Origin of the sequence: Rhodococcus sp. BUPNP1 (genome assembly GCF_002215235.1) — a bacterium.
GTDB lineage: Bacteria > Actinomycetota > Actinomycetes > Mycobacteriales > Mycobacteriaceae > Rhodococcus.
Genome location: NZ_NERM01000057.1, coordinates 1 through 10,336, shown reverse-complemented (window position 1 = coordinate 10,336; position 10,336 = coordinate 1). Strand labels below are relative to the sequence as shown.

At 72.1% G+C, this 10,336-nt stretch carries 9 protein-coding genes; 6 read left to right on the top strand and 3 right to left on the bottom strand.

Annotated elements, in window-relative coordinates:
• The first annotated feature begins 135 nt into the window (after positions 1-135).
• A complete protein-coding gene (locus B9C99_RS25120; protein WP_088899757.1) occupies positions 136-864 on the top strand; it encodes a sirohydrochlorin chelatase in 729 nt (242 codons plus the stop codon).
• Position 865: 1 nt separating this feature from the next.
• Here B9C99_RS25120 and B9C99_RS25115 read toward each other — a convergent pair whose 3' ends face one another.
• Complete coding sequence (locus B9C99_RS25115; protein WP_088899756.1) at positions 866-2,602, bottom strand: NTP transferase domain-containing protein; 1,737 nt, start codon at positions 2,600-2,602, stop codon at positions 866-868.
• A 191-nt stretch (positions 2,603-2,793) separates the two neighbouring features.
• Between B9C99_RS25115 and B9C99_RS25110 the strand changes: the two genes are divergently transcribed.
• The 3 genes from B9C99_RS25110 to B9C99_RS25100 are packed head-to-tail and all read left to right on the top strand — an operon-like array spanning position 2,794 to position 5,148.
• A complete protein-coding gene (locus tag B9C99_RS25110; protein WP_037190656.1) occupies positions 2,794-3,207 on the top strand; it encodes a DUF6412 domain-containing protein in 414 nt (137 codons plus the stop codon).
• Positions 3,173-3,793 (top strand): ABC transporter ATP-binding protein, encoded by a 621-nt coding sequence (locus tag B9C99_RS25105; protein ID WP_253250200.1) that lies wholly within the window; start codon positions 3,173-3,175, stop codon positions 3,791-3,793. Before B9C99_RS25110 ends, B9C99_RS25105 begins: the two co-directional genes overlap by 35 nt.
• On the top strand, positions 3,784-5,148 hold the full coding sequence (locus B9C99_RS25100; protein WP_088899754.1) for a DUF6297 family protein: 1,365 nt from the start codon (positions 3,784-3,786) through the stop codon (positions 5,146-5,148). The genes B9C99_RS25105 and B9C99_RS25100 overlap by 10 nt, the downstream gene beginning before the upstream one ends.
• Here the strand turns inward: B9C99_RS25100 and B9C99_RS25095 are convergent.
• Complete coding sequence (locus B9C99_RS25095; protein ID WP_016693359.1) at positions 5,107-5,448, bottom strand: MGMT family protein; 342 nt, start codon at positions 5,446-5,448, stop codon at positions 5,107-5,109. The genes B9C99_RS25100 and B9C99_RS25095 overlap by 42 nt on opposite strands.
• A gap of 3 nt (positions 5,449-5,451) precedes the next feature.
• Entirely contained in the window at positions 5,452-6,246 is a 795-nt protein-coding gene (locus B9C99_RS25090; RefSeq protein WP_016693358.1) for an alpha/beta fold hydrolase, read from the bottom strand.
• A gap of 146 nt (positions 6,247-6,392) precedes the next feature.
• On the opposite strand from B9C99_RS25090, the gene B9C99_RS25085 reads away from it, so the two are divergent.
• Both B9C99_RS25085 and B9C99_RS25080 read left to right on the top strand, forming a co-directional pair.
• Positions 6,393-9,719 (top strand): ATP-dependent DNA helicase, encoded by a 3,327-nt coding sequence (locus tag B9C99_RS25085; RefSeq protein WP_172415087.1) that lies wholly within the window; start codon positions 6,393-6,395, stop codon positions 9,717-9,719.
• The coding region (locus B9C99_RS25080; RefSeq protein WP_172415085.1) for a UvrD-helicase domain-containing protein at positions 9,716-10,336 on the top strand (621 nt) is incomplete at its 3' end. The genes B9C99_RS25085 and B9C99_RS25080, both read left to right, overlap by 4 nt.

The window sequence follows — 10,336 nt, the reverse complement described above, 5'->3', positions numbered from 1 at the left end:
GTCGGAGCGTCCAGCGCGATGGGGCAGCCAGTCCTTCCGAGCCTCGACCGAAGCAGAAATCCATCAGCTACACCCCACCGCTCTGGGCATCCAGGGCACCAACCCCAGACACCTACAAACTTAGGGAATGCATCCATGACCGGTACACACACCGACCCGGCGCTGCTACTCGTCGCGCACGGCACCCGCAATCCGCGCGGTGTCGACATGATCGCGGCGCTCGCCGAGGCCGTCTCCTCCCGCGTCGGCCCCACTCGCGTCGCCTTCGTCGACGTCCTCGGACCGTCGCCCTCGGAGGTCCTGCGAGACACCGACCGCCCGACCGTGCTCGTCCCCGCCTTCCTCGCCTCCGGCTACCACGTGCACACCGACGTTCCGCGCGAGGTTGCGGCCGGTGGGAACGACGCGGTGACGATCACCCCCGCGCTCGGCCCCGACCCTGCTCTCGCCCGTGTCCTCGTCGAGCGGCTGCGGCAGGCCGGCTGGGTCGAGGGCGACGACGTCGTTCTCGCGGCCGCCGGCTCGTCCGACCCTCGCGCCCGGCGCGACGTCCAGGTGACGGCCCGCATGGTCTCGTCGCTCGTGCAGACCCCGGTGCGGGTCGGATGGATCGCCACCGGCGAACCGCGGGTCGCGACCGTCGTCGACGAGGTCCGCGCCGGCGGCGCACGCCGGGTGTTCGTCGCGTCGTATCTTCTCGCCGACGGTCTGTTCCACCGTCGCCTGTCGGAGGTCGGTGCCGACGGCGTCGCTGCGCCGATCGGTGTCGCCGAACCCGTCGTCGACCTCGTGGTCCGGCGCTACCGCTCCGCCGTCGACGCGTTGCGTCTCGCGCCTGTGGCAGCGGCTCGCCACCGCGCCTGAATCAGCGGGGGAGCGGCAGCAATTCGACGCGATCGCCGTCCGCCGCTCCCGGCGGCACCACGGCGATCGCGGTGCGCCCGATGAGGCCGGCGAGATGTGCCGTGCGAATCGTGTTGTCGCACAACCATCGTCCCTGCGAGTCCTGGCGGGCGGGCAACAACCGCGTGATGTCGCCGACGACCTCCGAGGCGTTCGCCAGGGGAGCGGTCACAGGAGTCGCCGGCGTGCGGAGGGTGCGGCCGTCGGCGATCGCAGGCAGCATCACCAGCAGGGTCGCCACCGCCGCCACCGGATTCCCGGGCAGTCCCAGCACGGCACGCCCGTCCGGCAGCGTCGCCGCGACCTGCGATCCGCCGGGCTTGCACCGGACCCGTTCGACGACCACCTGCGCGCCGGCCCGCGCCAGCGCACCGCGCAACTGGTCGGCGGCGCCACCACCCGTCGCACCCACGATGACGATCGCATCGGCATCGGTGCCCGTGAACAACGCGTCGAATCCGTCCGCGGTGTCCCGGAGATGTCCTTCACCGACCACCGTGGCGCCGCACCAGCGGACGAGGTCGGGGAGTACCGGACCCAGCGAGTCGCGGGTCTGCCCCTCGCGCAGAGGACCGGTGCGGCGGATCTCGTCGCCGGTGAGCACGATGTGCACCCGCAGGGGACCGCGCACCCGAAGTTCGGTGACCTCACCGCTGGCGGCCGCGGAGACGACCGCCGGGCTCACGGCGGTGCCCGCCTCGGCGAGGACCGTCCCCGACTCCCAGTCCTCCCCGCGGCGCCGCGCGTCGTCGCGCACGGGGGCATCGGGCAGTCGGGTGACGAGACCGCCCTCCACGCGGACGAACTCGTCGCGCACGACGACGGTCGCGCCTGCCGGCAGGTGGGCGCCCGTCGCGATCCGGGCGGCTTCCCCGTCGCCGAGCGTGAGCGAACCTCCGTCGCCCGCATAGCGAATCTCGTTGCGCAGCACCCACGGTCCGTCGCCGGCCACCGCGTAACCGTCCATGGCCGAGGTGCGTACGCGAGGCAACGCCTCCGCCGCGACGAGTGGCGCCGCCAACGTGGCGTCCCGCGCCTCCTCGACCGGTACGGTACGGGAAGGCAAGGGTGACAACGCTTCCCGCAGAATCCTGCGTGCATGGTCGGGATCGGTGGCCACACGGGTGGTCGTGGACCCGGCGCGCGCTGCCTCCAGATCGGCCGGGGTGTCGCAGTCGGTCGACTCGGACACCGCGACGGTGACGTACCGCTCGGGCAGCAACGCCTTCATGGGCCGGTTCGCGACGTCCCCACCGAGGGAGTCCAGACGCGCGGCCAGCGCAGGTGTCCGCCACGCCGCGAGCAGGAACTGCACCCGTCCGGTGTCGTCCACCGCGAAGGCCGCCTCGGCCGCCGCACCCTCGTTCAGGGCTTCGAGCAGGGCCGCGACCGTCTTCGGGGTGACGAACGGAAGGTCGGCGGCGAGAGTGACCACGAGATCGGCGACCGGATCCGCCGCTGCCAGCGCCGCGACCGGACCCGCACCGGGCGGTGTCTCCTGGATCTGCAGCACGTGCGGGTCGAGATCGTCGCGGTGCGGACCCACCACGGTCACCCGCGCGCATCCCTCGACCGCGCCGAGGGCGGTGTCCAGCATCCTGCGGCCGCCGACGGTCAGAGCGGGCTTGTCGACGCCTCCCATCCGGGTCGCGCGGCCTCCCGCGACGATCACGGCTTCGACGTGGGTGAGCGTGCTCATGTCTTCATGCTGCCTCATCCGCCCCGCTCGTGAGCGCCCGCACTCGCCGTGCTGTAACCGATCGCACTGCCGTGTCCGGCACCGATCGCACTGCCGTGTCCGGCACCGATCGCACTGCTGTGTCCGGCATCAATCGCACTGCGGTGTCCGACGTACTGCCGCATACATGTGGCGCGGATAGACTGCGCGGTATGTTCTTCGGCTGGCGGAACGGCGCGGCGGTGTTCGTCGTCCTCCTGTCCTGGCTCGTCGCCGCGGTCGTTCCGGTCACCGCAGGCTCCACCGCCGACACTGCCGGCCTGCTCCTCGGCCTGTTTGTGGTGGTCGTCGCGGCACTCGCGTTCGTCGCTGCCGCCGAGGATCCGCTGTTCGCCTTCGGTCGCAGCATCCGCGGCCCGACCTCCGAGGAACGACGTCTGCGCGGCGGGTTCCGCCGCCACTCCCATCCTGACACCGCCGGACGGCCACGTCCGCGCTCACCCGGTTCCGTCCTCGCCCTCGACACTCCATCCGACGAGGAACTCCGGGAGATCTTCCATGTCCGATCCCTGCCCCCACGGCACACCCGCCGTGTCCGTCCGAAACGCCCACCGCTCGTTCGGTGACCTGACCGTCTTCACCGGGGTGGACATCGACGTCGCCCCCGGCCGATGTTGCGCCGTGGTCGGTGCGAACGGCACCGGTAAATCCACCCTGCTCGGATGCGTCGTCGGCGTCGACCGACTCGACGACGGCGTCGTCGAGATCCACGGCGTCCCCGTCGACGAGAGCTCGCCGACGCTGCGACGGCAGGTCGCCGCAGTTCTCGGCGAGGTCGCGACGTTCGCGCATCTCACCGCACACGAGCACCTGCAACTCGTCGCCACCGGTCACGGTGTGACCGACCCGTTCGACGCGGCGACACGGGTCCTCCAGGAGGTCGGTCTCGCTGCGTCGGCCGATCGACTGCCGCCGACCTTCTCGAGCGGGCAACGCCGCCGGCTCGCCCTGGCTTCCGCATTGGTACGCCCACGACGACTGCTCGTGCTCGACGAACCCGAACAGCATCTCGACGATGCCGGTCGCCGATGGCTGGCGTCCACGCTGGAGGCCGAGAAGCGCGCCGGTGGAACCGTGCTGATGGTCTCGCACGATGCCGTGTTGGTGGATGCGGTCGCCGACCAGGTGGTGGATGCGGACCGATGGCGCTGACCGGAACCGTCCGCGGCGCGCGTGATCTCCGCGCGCTCCGCCACGCCTTCGAGCGCCGGCACGCTCCGCTCGCGGATCGTCCGGCCCTCGCTGTGCTGGTCCTCCTCGGTCTGTACGTGGGCGGGGGGCTGGCGTGGTGGTTGTTCTCCCTGCCGTCGACGACCTTCGCGTGTGCGGACCCGATCGTGCGCGATCCGGCGTGCACCTCGGCGTGGGGATGGACGGTCGTCGCGATCGCGGTCGCTGCGGGGACGGCGTCCGCTCGGACCGCAGGCCCGGTGACGTGCGGTGCCGAGACGGCGTTCTGGCTGCTGTCCACGCCGGTGGATCGCGGTGCGGCACTCCGGCCGAGGGTTGCGGCGCTCCTGATCTGCGGTGCGATCGCGGGTGCTCTCGTGGGCCGGTTCGCGACCTTCGTGACCGCGCCGGAGGGACGCGTCGCGTTCACATGTCTTGCCGCCGCTCTCAGTGTCGGTGCCGTCGCCCTTCCGATGCTCGTGCAGTGCCGGGTACTCGCGCCCGCGGTCGTGCGGGTCGTGATCGGGCTGTGCCTCGTCGCCGTTCCGGGCGTGGTGACGGTCGCCGCCGTCGGCGTCGCGGTGTCACCGCCGGGACCGTCGATCGTGGTGGGAGCATGGATCGTCGTTGCGGCACCGGCGGTCTCGGTATTGCGTCGGTGCGGCAGGATCGCTGCACCGGAGTGGAGGGTGGGATCGGACACCGCGGTCGGTGCTTCGGCCGCGCTCACGGCACTCGATCCGTCGCTCCTGACAGGCGTGGTCGAGCGGAAGGCGTGGCTGCGCATCGGATCCCGCCACTCGCGGCCCTTGCCGCGCCACCCGACCGCGGCACTGGTCCGTTCCGATCTGCTCCGCCATGTCCGTAGGCCCGCACCCGCGCTCGTCGCGTGCGTCGCGCTGCTCGGCGTCGCGGTGGCGGTGTCGGTCGCGTCGCCGCCCGCCGCGGCCGTGGTTCAGCTCGTCACCGTCTTCACGATGGCGACGATCCTCGCTACGGGTCTGCGCGACGTGAGCCGCGATCCCGATTTCGCCGTCCTGTTCGGTACGAGGGACACGCACCTGCGTCTCGCGCTCTCCGTCGTCCCGGGGTCGGCCGCGGTCGTTGCCGGTGCCGTGACAGGGTTCGTCGGGAGTGCGTCGGTGGCGAGCGTCGTGATCGGGCTCGCCGGTGGGTGCGCGGCCGCCTATCGGATGCGCACGCGACCGCCGATCGGGTACGACGGCCTGCTCCTCGAGACGGCCGTCGGACAGATTCCGGTCGATCTGCTCCGGCAGTGGGCGCGGGGACCGGACCTACTCGTCGTCTGCGCGTGGCTCGTCGCCGTGATCGCCTGAGTCCGGCGGGAACCGGTGCCGAGCACGGGCGAGATCGATCCGGTCGCCGGAGATCGGGACGTCCTCGAGTTCGAGGCGCGCGAGTTGCCGCCGTGCGAGGTGCGCGGCCGGTCGCCCGGAGGCGGGGACCACGCGGTGCCACGGCAGGTCGCCGGAATCGGTCCGCATGATCCATCCGACGGTGCGCGCACTCGACAGGCCCGCGGCGCCGGCGATGTCACCGTAGGTCACGACCCGGCCCGCGGGCACGGAGGCGACGAGTTCGCGAACCCGCTCGATCTGCTCGTCCGTGGTGACCACCGGCTACACCATCCGGGCCACGAGTTCGGCGGTCTCGGCGGGACGCGCCTGGTCGATCATGTGGTTGCAGTCGAATTCGAGGAGGGTCAGGTCGTCACCGAGCCGCTCCGCGAGGTTGCGCCGGAAATCCGCCGTGGTGTACGGGGGCTGCACCTTCCCGGCCTGCACGAAGATCGTCGGGATACCGGCCGGCGGCAGGACGGGTCCGCGGGCCAGCTCGCCCCATGCGCTCACCAGCGCCGGTACGCAGATCCGCCAGTTGACACGCCCCGAGTCGAGTTCGACGAGGTGCTCGGCGATCTCCTCGTCGAGCAACTCGGGTGCCACCTCGCCCCAGTCGCCGTGGACCTTCTCGGACCGCGCCTCGGCCTCGTCCGTGTAGTCGGGATTGTGGAGGGTGAGGTCGGCGATCTCGAGCATCCGGTCGGCCGGGAGACCGATCGCCGGATCGAGAAGCACCAGCGCCCGCACCCTGTCGGGCACCGCGGCGGCGAGATGCAGCGCGAGGGCACCACCGAAGGAGTGACCAACCACGGTGACGGGACCGGTGGTGTGTGCATCCAGCACGGCCGTCAGATCGGCGACGTGCGCCTCGAACGACCACGGGGGAGTCCACGGCGACCGGCCGTGACCCCGCAGGTCCGGAGCGACGAAGCGCAGGTGGGGAAGGTGCCGTTCGGCGAGGTTCCGCCAGCGTCGGCCGTGACCGGTGAGTCCGTGCAGGGCGAGGACCTCCGGTCCGTCGTCGGGCCCGAACAGATGGGTGTGCAGAAGCTCCGTGGCACTCACGCCGACCACTATCCCAGTCGGGACCACGCGGTGCGCCCCCGGACGCTGTCGTACCCGTCTGGTGGGATGGGGTCATGCTCGACGTCGATACCGGCACCCCCGACCTGCACCCACCACGGGCGCAGGTCACCGACCTGCCTGCCACCGTCTCGCGCATGTCCGAACCGCAGATCCCCGATCGCGTCCGTCGCCCGGCCGCGCGACTGGTGCGCAGGTCCGCCGAGGCGCCGGTGGCCCGCGAGTGGCCCGACGACGTGCGCGTGCTGTTCGACGACGCCCCGCCTTCCCTCCGCTGGCGGCCGTGGCAGGTCCTCGGCGGTCCCGGCACGGGCAAGACGTCCCTGCTGGTCGATCTCGCGGTCCACCGCATCGCAAGCGGGGCCGATCCCGAGTCGGTGCTGATCCTCACCCATTCGCGGCGGGCTGCCACCGCCGTGCGCGAGGCGATCACGGCCGGTCTGATCGCGCTCGGCGACGGCGCTGTGCCCCGCGCGACGCGCGAGCCGCTCGTCCGTACCGTCCACTCCTACGCCTTCGCGGTGCTGCGGTTGCAGGCCTCGGCGCACGGCAATCCGCCGCCGCGCCTGATCACCGGTGCCGAGCAGGACGCCGTGCTGCGCGAACTGCTGCGCGGCGACATCGACGACGGCGCCGGGATGTGGCCCGAGCGGTTGCGTCCGGCACTGGGCATGACGGGCTTCGCCGTCGAACTGCGCGACCTGATGCTGCGCGCGAACGAGCGCGGTCTCGGTCCGGAGGATCTGGTCGCGCTCGGGGAGCGCCGCAATCGGCCGGAGTGGGTCGCGGCCGGGCGCTTCGCGGAGCGCTACGAGCAGGTGATGCTGCTGCGCGGCGCCGTCGGTCTCGAAGCTCCGGAGGCCACCGCTCCGGCACTCGACGCGGCCGAACTGGTCGGTGCGGCGCTCGCGGCGTTCGCGACCGATCCCGACCTGCTGGCCGCCGAGCGCGGCCGGATCCGCCATCTGCTCGTCGACGACGCCCAGCATCTCGATCCGCAGGCCGCCGACCTGGTCCGCGTGATCGGTACCGGCACCCGCACGAGTACGATCGCCGGCGACCCCGATCAGGCCGTCTTCGGCTTCCGCGGCGCCGACACCTCCTTCCTCGAGAGCCTCGGCGAGGCCGACGGATCGCGCCGGATCGTGTTGGGTGTCAATCATCGTGCCGCTCCCGAGGTGGCGTCCCTCGCCGACGGGATCGCCCGCAGATTGCCGGGCCTGCCGCCACACCGGGGTACGGCCGGGCACCGCGTCGAGGAGGGCGATCCAGGGCGGGTCCGCGTGGCGGTGTGCTCGTCGCAGGCCAAGGAGGCGGCGCTGGTCGCCGACACCCTGCGCCGGTCCCATCTCGTCGACGGTGTGCCGTGGTCGCGCATGGCGATCGTGGTCCGGTCCGTGCCGCGGGTGCTCGCTCCGCTGCGTCGCGCGCTGCTCGCGGCGGGCGTCCCGATGACGACCGCCGCCTCCGAACTCCCGCTGGCCCGTCAGCACAGCGTCGCGGGACTGTTGCTCGTGCTGCGCGCGGTGTCCGACAGTGGCTTCGGCGGCGACGAAGCGCTCGCCCTGCTGTCCGGGCCCATCGGCGGTGCCGAACCGGTCGCGCTGCGCAGACTGCGGCGTGGCCTGCGACGGGTCGAACTCGCGTCGGGCAACGACCGCGACTCCGCCGAACTGCTGCGCATCCTGCTCACCGAGGGCGACGACACCACCGAGAACGCGCACCTGATCCGCGGGCTGACCGAGGTCGAGGCCGCCCCGCTGAAGAAGGTGCTCGGTGTGCTGCGCAAGGCCCGCTCGGCGGCGCTGCGCGGGGGCGGTCTCGAGGACGTGCTGTGGGAGGCATGGCAGGCCACCGGACTCGAACGGCGATGGGCCGCCGCGTCGGCCTGGGGTGGGCCGATCGGTGCGCAGGCCGACCGCGATCTCGACGGCGTCGTGGCCCTGTTCGACGCCGCAGCCGACTACGTCGACCGTCTGCCCCGCGCACACATCGCCGGGTTCGTCGACTATCTCACCGAGCAGGAGATCCCCGCCACGGCCCGCACCCGCGTCGCCGCCGAATCCGAAGCGGTCACGGTCGTCAGCGCGCACTCCGCCGCCGGTCGCGAATGGGACGTCGTGGTGGTCGCCGGTGTCCAGGAGGGCCTGTGGCCGAGCCTGCGTGCACGCGGCACCCTGCTCGGCATCGAGGCCCTGATCGACGCCGTCTCCGGCGCCGACGGTGGCGACGAGGCCGGTGCACGGCTGTCGCGCACCGCGCCGTTGCTCGCCGAGGAGCGGCGTCTGTTCCTCGTGGCGTGCAGTCGCGCCCGCACCCACCTCCTGGTGACGGCCGTCGATTCGGTGAGCGGCGACAGCGAACTGGTGCGCTCCCGTTTCGTCGACGAGTTGCGCGGTGTCGACACCGACGAGTTCGATGCGTCCGACGATCTCCTCGCCGAACCGGTGCCCGACGAGGTCCGCACCCGCGTGCTGGCCCTGCCCGCGCTCGTCGCCGAACTGCGCAGCGTGGTGTGCGATCCCGAGATCGCCGAGACCGAACCCGAACGACAGCAGCGCGCCGCCCAGCAGCTCGCGCGGCTCGCGCGGGCCGGGGTCCGCGGCGCCCACCCCGACGACTGGTACGGCACGGCCGATCCCAGCACCGCCGACCCGCTGTGGGATCCCGACGACGACGCGGTGCGGTTGTCGCCGTCCACGGTCGAACAGCTCACGACCTGCCCGCTGCGATGGATGTTCGAACGGCACGGTGGTTCCGACGGTGAGAACAGCCACGCTGTCACCGGCACGCTCGTCCATACCCTCGTCCAGGCGCTCGCCGGGCGGATCCCGCCCGACCGCATCGATCAGGCCCTCGAGAAGGCGTGGGACTCGGTCGATCTGGGCGCCGAATGGTATGCCCGCCGCGAGCTCGAACGCACCCGTCGCATGCTCGACACCTTCTCGACGTGGCTGCAGGGCACGCGCGGAGAGCTCACCGAGATCGGCGTCGAGATCAAGGTCGACGGCATCCTCGAACCCGATTCCGACGACAAGCCCCGTGTGCGGCTCCGCGGTCGTATCGACCGGCTCGAACGCGACGCCGAGGGTCGTCCGGTCGTCATCGACGTCAAGACCGCGAAGAACCCGGTGTCGAAGGACGCCGCGCGCGATCATGCCCAGCTCGCCGCCTATCAGGTCGCCGCGGCGGCCGGCGCGATCGAGGGCGAACCGGCATCGGAGCCCGGTGGCGCGCGCCTGGTCTTCGTGGCCAAGCCCCACAACAAGGAAGGCGCGACGCAGCGTGTGCAGCCGCCCCTCGACGAGGACGGGCTCGCGCAGTGGCGGGAGATCATCCACGACGCCGCGGCCGCGACCCGCGGCCCCCGCTTCGTCGCGAGGGTCAACGACGGGTGCCGGCACTGCCCGGTGCTGTCGAGCTGCCCGGCACACGACGAAGGCAGGCAGGTGACAGGGGAATGAGTGCACCACGGGTGAGCGCGAAGCGCCTGGCGGAGGCACTGGGACAGTTGCCGCCGACGACCGAGCAGGCCGCCGTCATCGAGGCGCCACCCGGCCCGATGCTGGTCGTCGCCGGAGCCGGCGCCGGCAAGACCGAGACCATGGCTGCGCGGGTGGTGTGGCTCGTCGCCAACGGCCTCGTCGAACCCGAGCAGGTGCTGGGCCTGACCTTCACGCGCAAGGCTGCGCAGCAGCTCACGGCCCGCATCCGGGCGCGCCTGGCCAAGCTCGCCGGATCGGCGCTCCTGCGCGACCTCGACCCGAGCGGTGGTTTGCGCGCGCGGATCCTCGGCAGCGAACCCGAGGTGAGCACGTACCACGCGTACGCCGGTCGCCTGCTCACCGAACACGGTCTGCTGCTGCCCATCGAACCGTCGGCGACCCTGCTGTCCGAGACCGAGCTGTGGCAGGTCGCGCACCGCGTGGTCAGCTCGTGGGACGGCGAACTCGACACCGACCGCAATCCCACATCGGTGACCGAGGCCGTGCTCGCCTTGTCCGGCCAGCTCGCCGAGCACCTCGTCGAGCCGGATCTGCTGCGCGACGCCCACCTCGAACTCGAACAGCTCGTGCACACC